Annotated in this window: 17 protein-coding genes and 1 pseudogene; 12 read left to right on the top strand and 6 right to left on the bottom strand. The window is 62.9% G+C overall.

Features of this window, described 5'->3' with window-relative positions:
- Nucleotides 1-8 precede the first annotated feature (8 nt).
- Genes ACIPUD_RS15335 through ACIPUD_RS15325 form a run of 3 tightly spaced genes read right to left on the bottom strand, consistent with a single transcriptional unit; the run spans nucleotide 9 to nucleotide 3,299 of the window.
- A complete protein-coding gene (locus tag ACIPUD_RS15335; protein ID WP_446481019.1) occupies nucleotides 9-929 on the bottom strand; it encodes an ABC transporter permease subunit in 921 nt (306 codons plus the stop codon).
- Between the two features lie 4 nt (nucleotides 930-933).
- Entirely contained in the window at nucleotides 934-1,971 is a 1,038-nt protein-coding gene (locus ACIPUD_RS15330; protein WP_446481018.1) for an ABC transporter permease subunit, read from the bottom strand.
- Entirely contained in the window at nucleotides 1,968-3,299 is a 1,332-nt protein-coding gene (locus ACIPUD_RS15325; protein WP_446481017.1) for an extracellular solute-binding protein, read from the bottom strand. The genes ACIPUD_RS15330 and ACIPUD_RS15325 overlap by 4 nt, the downstream gene beginning before the upstream one ends.
- Before the next feature lie 100 nt (nucleotides 3,300-3,399).
- Here ACIPUD_RS15325 and ACIPUD_RS15320 point away from each other — a divergent pair.
- The 12 genes and pseudogenes from ACIPUD_RS15320 to ACIPUD_RS15265 all read left to right on the top strand — a co-directional run.
- A pseudogene (locus tag ACIPUD_RS15320) lies at nucleotides 3,400-3,624 on the top strand (substrate-binding domain-containing protein); the annotation flags it as partial.
- 116 nt (nucleotides 3,625-3,740) lie between these two features.
- On the top strand, nucleotides 3,741-4,046 hold the full coding sequence (locus tag ACIPUD_RS15315; protein ID WP_446481016.1) for a hypothetical protein: 306 nt from the start codon (nucleotides 3,741-3,743) through the stop codon (nucleotides 4,044-4,046).
- 103 nt (nucleotides 4,047-4,149) lie between these two features.
- Complete coding sequence (locus tag ACIPUD_RS15310; RefSeq protein ID WP_446481015.1) at nucleotides 4,150-4,368, top strand: SDR family oxidoreductase; 219 nt, start codon at nucleotides 4,150-4,152, stop codon at nucleotides 4,366-4,368.
- A 215-nt stretch (nucleotides 4,369-4,583) separates the two neighbouring features.
- The gene (locus tag ACIPUD_RS15305) at nucleotides 4,584-5,978 is read left to right on the top strand and encodes an ABC transporter substrate-binding protein (protein WP_446481014.1); all 1,395 of its coding nucleotides are present in this window, start codon (nucleotides 4,584-4,586) and stop codon (nucleotides 5,976-5,978) included.
- A 3-nt stretch (nucleotides 5,979-5,981) separates the two neighbouring features.
- On the top strand, nucleotides 5,982-6,917 hold the full coding sequence (locus tag ACIPUD_RS15300; RefSeq protein ID WP_446481013.1) for a carbohydrate ABC transporter permease: 936 nt from the start codon (nucleotides 5,982-5,984) through the stop codon (nucleotides 6,915-6,917).
- Nucleotides 6,914-7,753, top strand: coding sequence for a carbohydrate ABC transporter permease (locus tag ACIPUD_RS15295; RefSeq protein WP_446481012.1), 840 nt, complete (start codon nucleotides 6,914-6,916; stop codon nucleotides 7,751-7,753). The genes ACIPUD_RS15300 and ACIPUD_RS15295 overlap by 4 nt, the downstream gene beginning before the upstream one ends.
- Nucleotides 7,750-8,802, top strand: a complete 1,053-nt coding sequence (locus ACIPUD_RS15290) for an ABC transporter ATP-binding protein (RefSeq protein WP_446481011.1) — start codon at nucleotides 7,750-7,752, stop codon at nucleotides 8,800-8,802. Before ACIPUD_RS15295 ends, ACIPUD_RS15290 begins: the two co-directional genes overlap by 4 nt.
- 4 nt (nucleotides 8,803-8,806) lie before the next feature.
- Nucleotides 8,807-9,580, top strand: a complete 774-nt coding sequence (locus tag ACIPUD_RS15285; protein WP_377831289.1) for a GntR family transcriptional regulator — start codon at nucleotides 8,807-8,809, stop codon at nucleotides 9,578-9,580.
- Between the two features lie 31 nt (nucleotides 9,581-9,611).
- The gene (locus ACIPUD_RS15280) at nucleotides 9,612-11,255 is read left to right on the top strand and encodes an arylsulfatase (protein WP_377831288.1); all 1,644 of its coding nucleotides are present in this window, start codon (nucleotides 9,612-9,614) and stop codon (nucleotides 11,253-11,255) included.
- A gap of 3 nt (nucleotides 11,256-11,258) precedes the next feature.
- A complete protein-coding gene (locus ACIPUD_RS15275) occupies nucleotides 11,259-12,233 on the top strand; it encodes a formylglycine-generating enzyme family protein (RefSeq protein WP_446481010.1) in 975 nt (324 codons plus the stop codon).
- A gap of 1 nt (nucleotide 12,234) precedes the next feature.
- Nucleotides 12,235-13,827, top strand: coding sequence for a chloride channel protein (locus tag ACIPUD_RS15270; RefSeq protein WP_446481009.1), 1,593 nt, complete (start codon nucleotides 12,235-12,237; stop codon nucleotides 13,825-13,827).
- A complete protein-coding gene (locus tag ACIPUD_RS15265) occupies nucleotides 13,751-14,014 on the top strand; it encodes a hypothetical protein (protein WP_446481125.1) in 264 nt (87 codons plus the stop codon). Before ACIPUD_RS15270 ends, ACIPUD_RS15265 begins: the two co-directional genes overlap by 77 nt.
- A 67-nt stretch (nucleotides 14,015-14,081) precedes the next feature.
- Here the strand turns inward: ACIPUD_RS15265 and ACIPUD_RS15260 are convergent, their stop codons facing one another.
- Genes ACIPUD_RS15260 through ACIPUD_RS15250 form a run of 3 tightly spaced genes read right to left on the bottom strand, consistent with a single transcriptional unit; the run spans nucleotide 14,082 to nucleotide 17,555 of the window.
- Nucleotides 14,082-14,804: a GntR family transcriptional regulator gene (locus ACIPUD_RS15260; protein ID WP_377831284.1), complete on the bottom strand. Its 723-nt coding sequence runs from the start codon at nucleotides 14,802-14,804 to the stop codon at nucleotides 14,082-14,084.
- A gap of 28 nt (nucleotides 14,805-14,832) precedes the next feature.
- Nucleotides 14,833-16,428 carry a GMC family oxidoreductase gene (locus ACIPUD_RS15255; RefSeq protein WP_377831283.1) on the bottom strand — a complete coding sequence of 532 codons (1,596 nt, stop codon included), beginning with the start codon at nucleotides 16,426-16,428 and terminating at the stop codon, nucleotides 14,833-14,835.
- Entirely contained in the window at nucleotides 16,428-17,555 is a 1,128-nt protein-coding gene (locus ACIPUD_RS15250; protein WP_446481008.1) for a mandelate racemase/muconate lactonizing enzyme family protein, read from the bottom strand. Before ACIPUD_RS15250 ends, ACIPUD_RS15255 begins: the two co-directional genes overlap by 1 nt.
- Between the last annotated feature and the right edge of the window lie 67 nt (nucleotides 17,556-17,622).

The following is a 17,622-nucleotide window of genomic DNA, read 5'->3' as shown; positions in this document are numbered from 1 at the left end:
ATCAATCCCTATTTGCTGCTGTCGACAAGACCCTTGATGAACCAGCGTTGCAACAGCAGAACGACCAGTACCGGCGGCAACATCGTGAGGAGCGCACCGCTCATGGCAATATTCCAGGCCGGCTCGCTGTCGGAGCGCGGGATCAGGCCCTTCAACGCGATGACCGCTGTTGCCATGTCCTTGTCGGTCGTGAACAGCAGGGGCCAGAGATACTGATTCCAGCCGAACAGGAACAGGATGATGGTGAGCGCCACCATGTTCGGGACGGACAGCGGCAGCAGGATGCTCCAGAAGAAGTGCAGCGGCGAGGCGCCGTCCAGCCGCGCCGCCTCGCACAGCTCCTCCGGGATGGTCAGGAAGAATTGGCGAAACAGGAACGTGGCAGTGGCCGAGGCGATCAGCGGCAGGATCAGCCCGGGATAGGTGTTGACCATGTTCCATTCGAGCGCGATCGCGACCTCATGCCCGCTGATCCAGGTCCAGATCTCCGCGACATGCAGGGTCTCCAGGAGCCATTGCAGCGGCAGCGCCGCATTGGCCACGGCTTCGAAGGTCGGCACGATCCGAACCTCGATCGGCAGCATCAGCGACATGAAGATGAGCCAGAATGCGAGCATTCGGTAGCGGAAGCGGAAGTAGGTGATGGCGAAGGCCGAGAGCAACGACACCGCGATCTTGCCGGCCGTGATGCCGAGCGCCACGATGATCGAATTGGCGAAGGTGCGGCTGAAATTGCCCTTGCTCCAGGCCAGCTGCAGATTGTCGAAGAACTGGCTTCCCGGCAGCCACGGCAACGGCACCTTCTGCACCTCGGCCACCGTGAGCGAGCCGGCGACGAACGCGAAGTACAGGGGTACGCAGACCATCAGCGCGCCCGCGATCAGGATCGCGTGGCAGACCATGTTGAGGACCGGCGAGCGCTCGACCATGCGGCTAGACCCCGTAATTGACCTTGCGGTCGAAGTAGCGGAATTGCAGCAGCGTGCAGATCAGCGCAAAGCTCATCAAGAGAACCGATTGTGCTGCCGAAGAGCCGAGATCGAGATTGACGAAGCCGTCGACGAAGACCTTGTAGACCAGGATATTGGTCGCACCGGCCGGCCCGCCTTTCGTCACGGCATCGATGATGGCGAAGGTTTCGAAGAAGCCATAGATGAAGTTCATCACCGTGAGGAAGAAGATGGTGGGCCCGAGCATCGGCAGCGCGATTGAGACGAAGCGGCGGATCGGTCCGGCGCCGTCCACGGCGGCGGCCTCCATCAGCGAGACCGGCACCGCGAGCAATCCCACGACCAGGAAGATGTAGTCGTAGCAGATGTGCTTCCAGGACGCGGCGAGCGTCACCAGGATCAGCGCATCGGTCGGATTGAGGTTGGGGTCCCATGCGATGCCGAAACTGTGCAGCACCTGCGCGAGCGGGCCGACCGCCGGATTGAACAGGAAGGCCCACAGGATGCCGGCGATCGCGGGCGCTATGGCATAGGGCAACAAGATGATCGTGCGATAGGCCGAGCGACCACGCACGATCCTGTCCGTGGCAAAGGCCAGCACGAGCGCGCTGCCCAATGTCAGCACGTTCTGCGCCACCGTGAACCAGAACGTCACCGCGATCGACTGGCGGTAGTCGCTGCTCGCAAGCAGCGCCTTGAAATTATCGAACCAGACGAACTGGACGTTATTGCCGAAGGGATCGCTGAGCAGGACGGATTGCATCAGCGCCCGCAGCGACGGAATGAAGAAGAAGAACAGCAGGATCAGCAGTTGCGGCAGCAACAGCAGCGTCGGCAGGCCCGGACCATCGCCGAAATTGGCGCGCTTCAGTCCGGCCTCCTCGCGCCGCCGCGTCTTTCCCGACCTGCGCGAGCTGCCGGCGGCCGCCGCCGGCAGGGCCTTGGACCCGCCGCTCCCGTGCCTTCGCAAAAGCACGGGGGCGCGCGCGTCACGCCACGGGACGGACAGGCGCAGCGTCATGGACGCTCGGTTTCCGGAGTCTTTCCGGCATTCAGCTTCTCGAACTGCCGCAGGATCTCGTTACCCCGCTTGATCGCGTCATCCATGGCCTGCTGCGGCTGCTTCTGGCCGGCGAACACAGCCTCGACCTCCTGGCGCTGAGCCAGCATCGTCTGCACGAAGTTGCCGAAGCGGAAGCCGCGCGAGTTCTCGTTCGGCGTGCCCCGCGAGAGCTGCAGCACCGCGATCTCCCTGGTCGGATGATCCTTGTAATAACCCCGCTCCCGCGCGAGCGCATAGGCGCGATTCGTCGCCGGAACATAACCGGTCGCGCCGTGCCACCAGACCTGGGTTTCCGGCTGGGCGACGAAATCCAGAAAAGCCGCGACGGCCTCGTAGCGCTCCGGCGTGTGACCCTTCATGACCCAGATGGCGCCGCCTCCGATGGTGCTGTTGAGAGGCGGATTGATGTCGCTTTCGTGCGGCAGGAAAGTGGCGCTCCAGCTGATGGTCGCGTTGCGCTCGATGTTGCCGTGCGATGCGGTCGAGTTGACGAAGGTCGAACACCGGCCCGACGTGAACAATTGCTCGGGACTGAAGCCCTGGCCCGCGATCTGCATCACGCCGTCATCGAGCCATTTCTTGAGCCGCGCGACTTGCGACACAACCTTCGTCTTGTTGTACACGAACTCGGTGCCGAGCCCGTCGAAGCCGTTCGCCAGCGTACCGTAGGGCTGATTGTTGATGGCGCTATAGTTCTCGAGCAGGCTCCAGTAGAAATCGCCGGGCAGCACCGTGCCGCATTCGCTGATCCCCTCGGACTTGATGGCGTAGAGCTGCTTCTCCAGCTCCTGCCAGGTCTCGGCCGGCTTGTCGAAACCGGCCTTCCGGAAGTGATCCTTGTTGTACCAGAAGATTGGCGTCGACGAGTTGAAGGGCATCGCCGACATCCGCCCCTTGTAGCTCCAGAAGCTCGCCACGGGCTTGATGAAGTCCGAAAAGTCGATCTTGTAACCCTTCTGCTCCACCAGATCCTGCACGGGAACGATGGCCCCTGACAGCAGCATGGTCATGTAACCGCGCTCGGCGATCTGCACCATCTCCGGCGGCCGCTTGGCGCGATAGGCGGCGATCACCCCGTTGGTCACCTCGTCATAGTTTCCCTTGGCAACCGCGACGACCGTGTACTTGTCCTGCGAGGCGTTGAACTTCTCGACCAGCTCATTGAGCCGGTCGCCGAGGACGCCGCTCATGGCGTGCCACCACTGGACCTCGACCCGCGCCTGCGCCGGACCAGCCAATGCCAACGCACCGAACAAGGCCGCAATGAATGCGACTTTCCTTCCCATGGGCAGCCCTCCCTCGCCCGGCCGAGAGGCCAGTATATACATTTGTACTGCTATAATGACATATGTGTCGAGATGATGAAAGAGGGGCAGCGGCTTTTCGGTACCACGCGATCTGTCGGTCGTTGGGTTCGACGATCTCGACTGGAGCCGCCATCTGCGACCGAGCCTGACCACGATTCACGTTCCGACTGGAGAAACCTGGCAACGAGCCGGCGAATATCTAGTGCGCAGCCGCGCCGGCGAGCAGGCCATCATGCACCGCGAGATCGATTTTTCACTGGCGGTCCGCGAGTCGACGGCGCCGCCTCCAAAATCCCTGAAGTGAGACAGTCCCGATGAGTTTGAATTTCGCTCTCGCCCCCCGCTTTCATGCGATCGTAATCGGCGGCGCCGGCGATCGGCGCAGCAATCAGCAACCAGTTTTGCGATCTCGGCGCGACGATGACCGCAACCGGCGCCAACGATGCCGATCTCGCCCGCACACTCCTCAAGCCGCGCGCTGGCTTCACGCTCGGGACGCTCGACGTCACCGAGGATGCGGCCGTCAAATTCTTCGCCAACAAGCACAAGCGGGTCGACTCGCTCGTCAAATTGCGCCGGGATTCTCGCCCGCGACAAGGAATTCGAGATCGAGACTTTCGTGAAGATTTCTCGACGTCAATCTCACCGGCACCTTCCGGACCTGCATGGCTTTTCGCGCGCTGTTTGCGGAGTCGAACGGATCGATCGTCAACATCGCCTCGATGAACGTGGTTTCGCGCTGCCGCGCATCCCGGCCTATTGCCCCAGTAAGGGGGCGTCGTGATGTTGACCAAGGCACTGGCCTTGAAGTGGGCCGAAGAGGGCATTCGTGTCAACGCGGTTGGCGCCCGGCTATATCGAGACCGCGATCAACGCCGCCGGCCGGACTGATCTCGCGCATTACCAGCGGATCGCCGACCGCACCGCGTTCAATCGGTGGGGACGGCCGGAAGATATTGCCGGCGCCGTCGCGTTCCTCTGCATGCCGGCGTCGCAATATGCGACCGGTACCGTCGTTGCTGTGCATGGCGGGTTTCTCGCAGGCTGACGTCGCGCGAGCTGGACATCGACGGATACGTCAAGCGGCGCATCGTCGGGTTCGAACTATCTCTGGTCAGGAAGCGAGCGCCGGAGTTCCGAGCGGCGCAAGATGACGTTCCAATGTCAATGACCAGCGGCAGCCTTGCCGCGGTTGACTTGTTATAACATTTCGGCAAATGTTCTGACTAACCGGAGGAAAAATCCGGATTTCGGGAGGACAGTATGACGTCATTCAGGCCGACACGACGAACGCTACTCAAAACCGGAACCGCGGCTGCTGCGCTGGCGACGTTTGGACCCGGAATTTTGCGGCACGCGTCCGCGCAGGACATTGACCTTGCGCCTTACAAATCCGCGCAGATCGACTGGCAGCAGGTCTCCGGCGAGACCATCACCGTCGCGGTGATCCCGGCGAGCTATTTCGAAAACCTCATCACGCTGGCGCCGCAGTTCAAGGCGCTCACCGGCATCGACGTCCGTTTCGAAAAAATTCCGCCGGCGCAGATCCGGCAGAAGAGCGTCATCGACCTGACCTCGAAAACCGGCACCTACGCGACCCACGCCGCGGATCCGATGTATTATGCGCTCTACGCCGCGAACAAGTGGGTTGAGCCGCTCGACACTTATCTGAACGACAAATCGCTGACCGATCAGGCCTGGTTCAAGCTCGACGACATCATTCCGGCCTGGCGCAGCGCCAACGGCATCGACGGCAAGCTCTACGGCATGCCCTATGACGGCGAGGTCACCATCCAAGTCTACCGGAAGGACCTCTACGAAGCGAAAGGCCTGAAGCCGGCCGACACGCTGGAAGCCTACATGACGAACGCCGCGGCGCTGAACACGCCGAACGATCGCGTCTGGGGCGCAGCGTTGCGCGGCGTCGCCGGTGCCGGCCAGAACATGTACATCTATCCGTCGATTTTCCGAGAGTTTGGCGGCGACTGGATGAAGGGCGGCAAGCTCACCGTCAATGGCCCCGAGGCCGAGGCGGCGCTCGCCTGGTATATCGACATCATGAAGAAGTACGCGCCGACGGCGGCGGCGAACTGGAACTGGCCGGATATCGCCGACGCCTTCTCGCAAGGCACCGTCGCCAGCTACATCGACGCACATTCGTCGGCCTCGGTCGTCAACAATCCCGAGAAGTCCAAAGTCATCGGCAAGGTCGCCTATGCGCGCTGGCCGAAGGGCCCATCGGGCAAGCGCACCACCTCGATCTGGAATTGGGGTTTTCCGATCAATTCCGCGCTGCCGGAAAAGAAGCGAAAGGCGACCTGGCTTTTTATCCAGTGGGCCGCGAGCGCCGAAACCCAGGCCCGCACCGCGCATCGTTTTGCAGGTCCGACCAAGCGCTCCGGCGTCAACCGCACCTCAGTCTGGAAGGATCCCGACTACATCAAGCTGATGAACGGCTTTGGTGAGAATTTCGTCGAAGCCACGATGGGCGCCCTGCAGGAGGACACCGACGTCGACTGGCGTCCGCGCGTACCGCAATGGCCGGCGATCGGCGACACCATGGCGACCGCGATCCAGTCGGCCCTCTCCGGCCAGGCCACAGTCAAGGCCGCACTCGACGATGCGCAGCGCCGTATCGAACCGATGATGCGCGGCTGATCTATGGCTACGACAGTGGTGACATCAGTCGAGATCGCGAGCGAGGTGCCTCGCAGCGATTTCGGTCGGGTCTTGGCGCAGCGCGAGCGCCGGTTCGCAGCGGCCCTGCTTGCACCGGCGTTTCTCGCCCTGCTCGCCACGACGACGTTCCCGCTGCTCTTCCTGGTCTATACCAGCACGTTCCGGATGGATCTGGCGATGCCGTTCACCAATGGCTTCGTCGGATTCGAGAACTACCAGGTGCTGTTCTCCGACGAGCGCTTCTGGACCTCGCTGCTGGTGAGCCTCGTCTACACCGGCTCGACCGTCGCGCTTCAGGTCATCATCGGCCTGGCGCTCGCCTTGCTAGTCATGGACATGAAGCGCGGCCAGGGCTGGTTCAGGGTCATCGCCATTTTGCCCGTGGTGCTGTCGCCGGCCGTGGTCGGCATGATCTGGCGCACTTTCATGCTGGCACCGGAATTCGGCATCGTCGACTTCCTCGCCATCAACGCCGGTCTCGGCAGCAAGAACTGGCTCGGCGATCCCAGGCTTGCGATGGTCTCGGTGATCGCAATCCATACCTGGCAATGGACGCCGTTCGCGTTCATGGTGCTGCTGGCTTCGCTGGCCTCACTCCCCGAGGACATCTATGAGGCCGCGCGGCTCGATCGGGCCTCGGCCTGGCAGCGCTTCCGCCGCATCACACTGCCCTTGCTGCGGCCCGCGATCGTCATGGTCATCATCATGCGGACGATGGTGGCGCTGACCGCGTTTGCTGCGATCTTCACCGTCACCGGCGGTGGCCCCGGAACCGCGACCGAGATCCTCAATCTCTATGCCTACAGGAAATCCTTCACTGAGTTGTCAATCGGGTACGGTGCGGCGCTGGCGGTGGCACTGCTGATCGTGACCATCATCATCTCCGGCATCCTGTTTGCCCTGCGGAGGGCGAAGTGACGGCAAAGCGCCTCCGCGCCATCGCCCTGCTCGCGATTTCCATGGTCTTCCTGCTGGCCTGGGCGTTCCCGATCATCTGGAGCGTGCTGAATTCGCTCAAGACCGATTCCGACGTGCTCGCCTATCCGCCCAAGCTGGTTTTCTCGCCGACGTTGGAGGCCTATCGCGACGTACTGTTAGGCTCCGGATCGATCCTCCCGAACCTCCTTTCGAGTGCCATCATCTCGGTCGGCACTACTATCGCCACCATGTTGATGGCGGTGCCCGCGGCCTATGCGCTGGCGCGCCTGCGCTTTCGCGGCAAGAAGTTCGCGGGCTTCTACGTATTGGCAACCCAGATGCTGCCACCAGTCGGCATCATCATCCCCTACTTCCTGGTGCTGCGGAACATCGGCTGGATCGACACCTATCAGGGCATCATCCTGATTTATCTGTCGTTCTCCCTGCCGTTCGCGATCTGGCTACTGGTCTCCTATTTCGAGGACATTCCCTTCGAGATGGAGGAAGCCGCCTATCTCGACGGCGCCAGCAGGCTCAAGACGCTGTGGCGCATCATCATTCCGCAGGTCCGCGGCGGCATCGCAGTAACCGTCGTGTTTGTGTTCCTCAATGCGTGGAATGAATTCCTGTTCGCCGTTGTGCTCAGCGGCAACACAGTGCGGCCGGTCACGGTAGCCATGTTCAATTTTGTCTCCGTCGAGCAGACGCTGTGGGCCAAGCTCGCAGCGGTCTCGGTCCTTGCCATGCTGCCTGTCGTCGTGCTCGGCGTGGTCGCACAGAAGCATATCGTTAAGGGCCTGACGGTCGGTGCAGTCAAAGGCGGAGGGCGCCGATGAGCGGCCAGGGTCAGGTCAGTTTTCGCAACATCGTCAAGATGCACGGCGAGTTCGCCGCGCTCAAGGGCATCAATTTCGACATCAAGCCGGGCGAGTTCTTCGCGCTGCTCGGCCCCTCTGGTTCGGGCAAGAGCACCACACTGCGCATTCTCGCCGGCCTGGATGCGCCGTCCGCCGGCCGCGTGCTGATCGACGACAAGGACGTCACCTCGACTGACGCGCGCGATCGTGACATCGCCATGGTATTTCAAAGCTACGCGCTCTATCCGCACATGACGGTCGCAGAGAACATCGCCTTCCCGCTTGAGATGGCCAGGCTGCCAAAGGCCGAGATTGCGTCCGCCGTGCAAGAAGCGGCAAGAAAAGTGAAGATCGACCACCTTTTAGACCGGAAGCCGGGCCAGCTCTCGGGCGGTCAGCAGCAGCGCTGCGCACTCGCTCGCGCCATTGTGCGCAAGGCTCGCCTGTTCCTGCTCGACGAGCCCCTGTCCAATCTCGATGCGAAACTCCGGCTGGAGACCCGGGCCGAGTTAAAGAAGTTGCAGCGCTCGCTGGGCGTCACCGCGGTCTACGTCACTCATGACCAGGAAGAGGCCATGACGCTGGCCGACCGCATGGCGGTGTTCATGTCAGGTGAGATCCAGCAGATCGGCACGCCCGCGGAGGTGTTCGCGCGTCCGAACTCGATCGACATTGCTGGCTTCATCGGCAATCCCCCGATGAACCTCGTGCCCGCCCGCTATGTCGACGGCGACGTGATCATTGCCGGGCATCGTCTCAAGACGACGGCCACAACCGCGGGCGAGCGTGATGTGGTGGTCGGGCTTCGACCTGGCGCCCTGCGCATGACTGAGGGCGGACTCGGCGCGCGCGTCGACCTGATCGAGGACCTCGGAGATACCGCCGTGCTCGATCTCGACTGCGCCGGCACCATGATCCGCATGCGGGTCAGCGACGGCAACATTCCCGGCGAAGGCGAGACCATCTCGATCACCGCCCGTCCCCAGGACATTCACTTGTTTGATCCCACGACCCGTATGCGGCTCTGACACCATGGCTGTTCAAACCCGCAAGAAGAAACCCGCTCCGCTCGGCAGCGATGTCGTCGCGGAAGGCTCGACGCCCCTGCACGTCCAGATTCGCGAGTCCATTCGCAGTCAGGTTCGCGACGGCAAGCTGATTGACGCAACTGGCCGTCTGATGACCGAGGCCGAGCTCGGCCGTCATTTCAGCGTCAGCCGCATCACCATCCGCAATGCCATTGCGCCGTTGGTGAACGAAGGCATGTTCGACCGCTCACGCGGCCGCGGCACATTCCTGCGCTCGAACCAGCCCGAGAACTGGGTCGGCCGCCTCATGGGCTTTTCGGAGACCATCCGGGACGCCGGCTACCATGCCGGCGCCAGGATTTTGCAGCAAGGTATGACCAATCGCCACGACGCCGCCGTTCGCGATCAGCTGCGCGAGCGCGCCGTCTGGCAACTCAAGCGTCTGCGGCTCGCAGATGAGACGCCAATCGCGATCGAGCACGCCTTCTATCCGCCGGACATCGGTCTCGAGCTCGAGAAGCGGGATCTGATATCGATCATTATGTATCGCGTTTTCGAGGACGAACTCGGCTTCGCCATTAAGGACGCACAGCAGACCATCAGCGCCGATCTTGCCGACACCGGCAGCGCAAAACTGCTCGGCGTGAAGGTCGGGTCCCCCCTGCTTGCGATCGAGCGCGTCACCTTCGGAAAGGACGGACGGGCGCTGGAGCTTCTGCGCGCGGTCTACCTGCCAAACTATTTCCGCCTCAGCATCAGCCTGACGCGCCGCCACTAAGACGCCACACGTCAATAACGAGGACACAAACATGCCGAATGGCGCAAAGACTCCTGATAGCCCCAACATCCTGCTCATCCTCAACGACGACATGGGCTTTTCGGACATTGGCTGTTACGGCGGCGAGATCCAGACGCCGAACCTCGATCGTCTTGCGGCGAACGGGCTGCGCTACTCACAGTTCTACAACACCGCGCGCTGCAGCCCGTCTCGCGCCTCGCTGCTCACCGGCCTGCATCCGCACCAGACCGGCATCGGCATCCTCACCTACAGCAACGGTCCGGAAGGCTATGCCGGCAATCTGAACAAGAGCTGCGTGACGATCGCTGAAGCGCTCAAGAGCAGGAACTACACGAGCTATCTCAGCGGCAAGTGGCATATTGCCAGCAGCCTCACCGAGCCGACCGACGCCTGGCCGATGCAGCGCGGCTTCGACCATTTCTATGGCACGATCATCGGCGCTGGTAGCTTTTATCACCCGAATACGCTGACCCGCGGCAACGACAATATTGAATACGAGGCCGTCAAGGATCCGTCCTTCTTCTATACGGATGCGATCAGCGATCAGGCGGCCGCCTTCATTCGTCAGCACAGGGCGGAAAAGCCCGACGCGCCTTTCTTTCAGTACGTCGCCTACACTGCCCCGCACTGGCCGCTCCACGCCCATGACGAGGACATAGCAAAATACAGGGGCCGATTTGACGTCGGCTGGGACAAGCTGCGCGAGGAGCGCCTAAAGCGCCTCGTCGAGGACGGCATCATCCATCCGAACTGGCGCCTGACCGACCGCGATCCAACCCAGCCCGCGTGGACCGACGCCGAGCAGCGCGAATGGACGCTGCGCTGCATGGAGGTGTACGCAGCCCAGATCGACCGGATGGACCAGGGCATCGGGCGTATCCTGAAGGCGCTGGAAGAAACCGGCCAGATGGACAACACGCTGATCATCTTCCTCTCGGACAACGGCGCCTGCGCCGAGGACATTCCGGAAGGCGTCACTGCGAAGGAGCTGGTCGACCAACTCATGATCGCGCAGGCAAAGACTCGCGACGGCAGGCCGGTGCGTTTCGGCAACGATCCAAGCCTTATGCCCGGCGGCGAGGACACCTACCAGAGCTACGGCACCGCCTGGGCCAATCTCTCCAACACCCCGTTCCGGCTCTACAAGCACTGGGTTCACGAGGGCGGTATCGCCACGCCGTTCATTGTGCATTGGCCGCGCGGCATCTCCGAAAAGGGCGGCCTGCGGCACAATCCAAGCCAGCTCACCGATGTGATGGCGACCATTCTCGACGTCACCGGTGCTACCTACCCCAGTGAATACAACGGCAACACTATTTTGCCCTGCGAGGGCGAGAGCCTGGTGCCATCATTCGGAGCGGCTTATGGCAATCGGGGCCCGCTGTTCTGGGAGCACGAAGGCAATGCGGCTGTGCGTACCGGCAAGTGGAAGCTGGTGCGGAAATATCCCGGCCCCTGGGAACTCTACGACATGGAAACCGATCGCACCGAGATGAACGATCTGGCTGCGCAGCATCCGGATCGCGTCCGCGAGATGGCGGCGCAGTATCAGCAATGGGCCAATCGCTGCGGCGTGATCCCGCGCGAGAAGATTCTCGAACTGATGAAGGCCGAGGGCGGCACGGCCTTCTGGGAGGAAGAAAAGCAGACGTAGGACATGACGAAGGACCGTTCGCATTGCTGCTCGCAAGGCGCCACCGGCAAAGGCCCGGCGTCGGCCGATGATGCACAACCGGTGATCGTTCCGAGTTCAACTGCGATTCCGCGCCGCTGGAGCTCACCGATTGGGGGGACCTTCCACATGGGATCTGCCGACCGGGGCTTCGTTGAAGATGGCGAAGGCCCGGTGCGGCCCGTCACGCTGTCGCCGTTCGCTATTGCCTGCCACGCCGTAAGCAACCTGCAGTTCGGCGACTTCGTCCGTGCCACAGGCTACACAACCGAAGCCGAACGCTACGGCTGGAGTTTCGTCTTCGAGGGGCTCCTGCCGGAAGAGACGCGCACCGCGCAAACGGCGCGCGTTCGCGAAACGCCCTGGTGGATTCGGGTGTTGCATGCTTACTGGGCGCAACCGGAGGGCCCGTCGAGCAACATTCTGGACCGGCTCGATCATCCGGTCGTCCATATCTCCTGGAATGACGCTCAGGCCTATTGTGCGTGGTCGGGCACGCGGCTTCCGACCGAAGCGGAATGGGAGATGGCCGCGCGTGGCGGCCTCGACAGCGCGACCTATCCATGGGGCAATGAGCTTCAGCCCGGCGGCGAGCACCGCTGCAACATCTGGCAGGGCGATTTTCCAAGCCACAACACTCTGGACGACGGCTATCTCGGCACGTCGCCCGTCCACGCCTTTGCGCCGAACGGATATGGCCTGCACAATGTCGCCGGAAATGTCTGGGAATGGTGTGAGGACTATTTTTCGCCGAGTTATCACCGCCTCACAACATCTCACGATCCCTTGACCCGCGAACTAGCCCCGAACCGCTCGATGCGCGGCGGATCCTTCCTTTGCCACGCATCCTACTGCAACCGCTACCGCGTCGCGGCGCGAAGTTCCAATTCACCCGATTCGTCATCGAGTAACATCGGCTTCCGTGTCGTGCGCGCTGAACCGCCGCGGGATCCGGCATAGCATGGCGCCAGCCCCACATGCCGCTAAGCCGGCTCAAGCTCCTGGCACCCGTTTGCTGCCGCTCTTTCTGCGCAACTTCGTGCGCAATCGCGAGACCGGCCTTGTGCTGGTCGCCATTGTCGTCGGACTGCTCAGCGGCGTTCTCGTCGCCACAATCTCGGGCCTCAGCCAGGTTTCACATGCGCTGCTGTTCGATATTCCCTTCGACGCACATCTCAGCGCCACTGGGGTGATTTCCTGGCAACGAACGCTGCTGATCCCGATGCTCGGTGGCCTGGTCCTCGCGCTGATCGGGCTGTACTTCGCCCGGCGCGTGAAGGGCCAGCAGCTCGCCGATGCCATCGAGGCCAACGCGCTCTATGGCGGCCGGGTATCGTTTCGCGGCAGCTTGCTAATCTCGGTCCAGACCCTGCTCTCCAACGGGTTCGGTGGATCGGTCGGACTGGAAGCTGGCTACACTCAGATCTGCGCGATGTTCGGCTCTCATATCGGCCAGCGCCTGGCCGCCCGGCGTAACGACATGCGGCTCCTGGTCGCCTGCGGCGCCGCCGGCGCGATCAGCGCCGCGTTCTCGGCACCTCTGGCTGGCGCCTTCTACGCCTTCGAGGTCGTGCTGGGCGCGTATACCTCCGCCGCACTCGTTCCCGTTACCGCAAGCGCTGTTACTGCGTGGCTGGTCGCGCGGCAATTGACGCACCAATCGTTCCTGATGGTGCCCGGCTTCCCCTCGCCGGTGTCCGTCGAGCTGATTGGGCAAACCGTGCTGATCGGCGTCATCTGCGCTTTCGTCAGCATCCTCGTCATGCTCGCAGTCGCGTTCTCAGAGCGGTGCTTTCAGCGCATCGCGGTATTCAAGGGATTTATGCGGCCGATCCTCGGAGGCTTGCTGCTCGGCGGTCTTGCGCTGCTGACGCCGACCGTGCTGGGCGCCGGCCACGGCGCGATGCAGATCCTGCTTGTCAGCAATCCGACCTGGCTCCTGCTCACCACGACCATCGTGTTCAAGATCCTGGCCTCAGCCATCTCGCTCGGTTCTGGGTTTCGTGGCGGACTTTTCTTCGCTTCGCTGCTGCTCGGCGCGTTGATCGGGCAACTCTACAGCATCGTGCTGACCGGCCTCCTTCCTACGCTCGCCCTGCAACCGGGCACCGCTGCCATTGCCGCGCTGGCTGCACTGGGCACCGGCGTACTGGGCGCGCCGTTCAGCATGGTCTGTCTCGCGCTCGAAATCACCGGCGACTTCTCCGTCACCGTTGGTGCGGTCGTCGCATCATCCGTTTGCGCGCTCATTGTCCGCGAGCTTTTCGGCTACAGCTTTGCGACATGGCGCTTCCATTTGCGTGGCGAGGTCATCCGTGGCCCGCAGGACATCGGCTGGGCCAGGCAAATGAGCGCGGCCTCCCTGATGCGCACGGACTTCGAGAACGCCCCGACGACGATGCCGATCGCCGAGGCGCAAAGGCTGTTTTCGCCGGCACTGGTACGCCAGGTCGTACTGCGCGACCCCGACGACACTTATGCCCGCCGCGACGCTGCATTCGGCCGCCAACCGGGACGACGAGCCGATCGGATCGCTGGCGCAGCAACAGGATGAATGCCTGCTTCCGACGACGTCGGTTCGGGAGATCCTGAAAGCCTTCGAGCGGAGCGAGGCAGACGTCCTTGCAGTCGTTGACCCCGGCGACAGTCGCACAGCGATCGGCACGCTCAGCGAATCCCACGTGCTGCGGACCTATGGCGAAGAACTCGAGCGCCGGAACCAGGAAATGTTTTCCCGGTAGACGGTCAAAGTCCGGGTTTGCGCGTGGCCTTGCCCGAAAGCCGCTCCGCGCTCTTGCGGAATAGGCGCTACGGCCGCAGGTCCATGTCGATTCGCACGAAATCGCCGCGATAGGTGACCTCGCCGAGATAGATCACGGTGCGGTCGCTCGTTGTGAAGACACGACGGACTTCGGCCACGGGCGAGTTCAGAGGCACGCGCAGCAGCCGCGCCGCCTCAAGATCCGCGGTGCCGATCGTCAGCGTCTGACGGGCGCTGGCGATCGCGGGATCCCTGAGATCGTTGAGGATCGGGATCACGGTCTCATTGCGGAAACGCTTTGGCGACCTGCGAAAGATCTTCTCGTCGAGATAGATGGAAATCACGCAGTAAGGCAGCTTCCGGCGTGAGTGCAGGCGGCGCATGAAGACGTATTTCTCGGCCGGCATGCCGTCTTCGGCAAGCAGCGGCGCATTACTGCGGCTCTCCGAGATGTTGATGATCTCCGGCGAGGTGTCGCGGTACATGTCCGCAAGATCGGACAGCGTAGTCTCGACCTTGAGCCAGCGATCCTGCCGCACGGTGCCCGTGACAAACGTGCCTCGTCCCTGCTGGGCCTCGATGACGCCGTCGCGGGCAAGCAGCTCGACCGCCTGACGGATCGTGACGCGCGACACGCCGAACTCGGACGCAAGGTCCTCGTTGGCTGGCAGGCGAAAGCCATGGGTCCAGGTGCCGCGCGCGATCCGCTGGCGGAAGATGTCGGCGATCTGCGCGTATTTGGGGACGTGACTGTCGGAACTCAATTCCATCTCGTCCTCCCGATTCAGGGCCGCGCCATCAGGCCATGACCAGCGCAGCGCCACGCTCGCCGATCATCAAGCTGGCTGCATTGGTGTTGGCCGAAGTGATCTGCGGCATCACCGAGGCGTCGATCACGCGGAGCCGCTCGACGCCGCGCACGCGCAGCTGCGGATCGAGCACCGCTCGCTCGTCCCGACCCATACGGCAGGTCCCGACACAGTGGAACACCGTGCCACCCGTATTGCGCGCAAAATCCCACAGCCCGGCGTCGTCTCTTGCTGCGTCTCCCGGCACCACCTCGACGTCCCACAGCGGACGAAACACCTTCTGTTGATAGATCTCGCGCAGGATCTTCAGGCCCGCAACGATGGTCTTGCGATCGATTTCTTCGGCGAAATAGTTGGGCACGATCCGCGGCTGCTCGAATGGATCGGTCGAGCTGATCGCAAGCTGGCCGCGCGACTTTCCGTGGCATTGCCAGACCGAAGCCGTAAATCCGGAATAGGTGTGAAGGGGCTCACCGGGCTTGTCGACCGACAGTGGCATCACGTTGAACTGCACGTCCGGCCGGCCGCCGACGGCGTATTCGGTGCAGGCTGCACCGCCCACCTGCCCTGCGCCGACCGTCAACGGACCGCTGCCTGCCAGGATCCATTGCAGGCCCATCTTCGCAAGCTCGACGGGATTTCGGACCTGATCGTTGAGCGAGATCCGCTCCTTCAGGCGGACGATCAGCCGGGCCTGATAGTGATCCTGAAGATTGGCGCCAACTTCCGGAGCATCCGCAACAACGGGAATGCCGAGCTTGCGCAGGAGACCCGCCGGACCGACGCCGGAGAGCTGGAGGATCTGCGGCGACTGCAGCGCGCCACTGGACAGGATGACTTCACGCTCGGCCCTGGCGCGGTGCACCTGCCCCTTCCTGATCCATTCGACGCCGTTCGCAACGGGGCCTGCGAATGTGACCTTACTGACCTGCGCATGGGTGATGATAGTGAGATTGGGCCTGGCAGCAATCGGACGAAGAAAGGCGGAGGCGGAGCTGGTCCGCCAGTGACGCCCAATGCCGAGCTGGTAAGTGCCGACGCCGAGCGTGGTTGCGCCGTTGAAGTCGGGATTGGATGGCAGACCAAACTGCACACCCGCCTCGACCCAGGCCCTAGATGCTCGATTGTCGTTGCGGAGATCTGAGACCTCGAACTCCCCAAGCCCGCCGTGAAACTGGCTCTCGCCGCCGCGGTAGCGTTCGTAGCGCCGGAAATACGGCAGGACGTCACGATAGCTCCAGCCATCGGCGCCAAAGCGTTCCCAGTCGTCGAAATCCTCGTGCTGGCCGCGGATGAAGATCAGGCCGTTAATCGACGAGGACCCTCCGAGCACACGGCCGCGCGGCCAGACGATGGCGCGCCCGCCGCTGCCTTCCGACGGCTCGGTCCTGAACAGGCGCGAGAAACGTTCGTTGTAGATGGTCCGATAGTACCCGACCGGAAGCCTGAGCCAAAAATTCCGGTCCGATCCACCGGCTTCCAGCAGCAGCACGCGGCAGGCGGGATCGGCCGACAGCCGGTTTGCGACCACGCAGCCGGCCGAGCCCGCGCCGACGATGATGTAGTCGTAGCCGGGCGATGACATCAGGCGGTCCGGTACTGTTCGATCGACGCAAGGTCAGGCTTGAGCCCAAGACCTGGCCCGTCGCCGAGTTCGATCGCGCCGTCCCGGACATCTAACACGGGGCCACAGAAGCGATCGCGCAGCGGGTTCTCATTGCAATCGACTTCCAGCAGCCCGTCGCCGCCGATGCCGGCCAGAAGATGGGCCGATGCGAGAAGTCCGATGCCGGCACCAAGATAGTGCGGACAGAACATCTTGCCTGACTGCAGGATATCGCGGGCGATGCCCGCGCAAGCCGAGAGTCCACCCCATTTCGCGATGTCCGGCTGGACCACGCCGAGAACCGGCTCACCCAGCACCTCGGCAAATCCGGCGTGGCTGGCGATGTTCTCGCCGGCCGCGAGCGGAAAGCTGATTATCTGGCGGAGTTGCTTCCACTCCTGCCGCGGGCGGTCGGCGCGGATCGGCTCCTCGAGCCAGCCAAGGCCGAACGCCTCCAGCTGCGGAGCAAGCTCAAGCGCCTGCGCGATGGTCCAGCCCTGGTTGACGTCGGCGGCGAGCAGGCCCTCGCCGACAAGCCGCCGCAGGGCTGCCAGATTGGCGCGGTCGGCCACCGGATCAAAACCTACCTTCAGCTTCAGGTCGCGGTAGCCGCGTGCGAGGGCCGCTTCCGCGGCCAGCTCTGATCCGGCCGGATTGATGCCGCTGGCGTACACCTTGATCTTGCTCCGGGATCCGCCGAGCAACTTCCACAGCGCAACGTTCTGGCGGCGCGCATAGAGATCCCAGACAGCAAGATCGATGCCGGCGATCGACTGCGCAAACGGACCCGCCTCGCCGGATTGCAGCGCGAGCACCGAGGTTCCCTGCGTCAGGCGCTCGAAAGCGGCCGGCGGCTCCTGCGCCTTAAATCCGACAAGGGCCGGCGCGAGCACCTCGTTGACCAGCCGAACACGATGTTCGGCGCCCGGCGCTGGAAAATTGCACCACACCTCGCCCCAACCTAGGTGACCGTCCGTATCCTCGACTCGAACGAAAACGGCTGGCCGATCCGCCATCCGCCCGAACGAGGTGATGACGTGTGTCGTCAACGGATAGCGATAGCCGAAAGCCTGGACGCTGCGAATGGTGAAGGGCGGCGATGTCATGCGGGAAGGCCTGCGATGCCTATGACCAAAGGCGCTCTTGTCTGGTCATCCTATTTATAATATGAGT

The organism is Bradyrhizobium sp. CAR08 (assembly GCF_052871955.1).
Note: the sequence above shows the minus strand (reverse complement) of the source record. Positions and strands in the feature narration are given on the sequence as shown.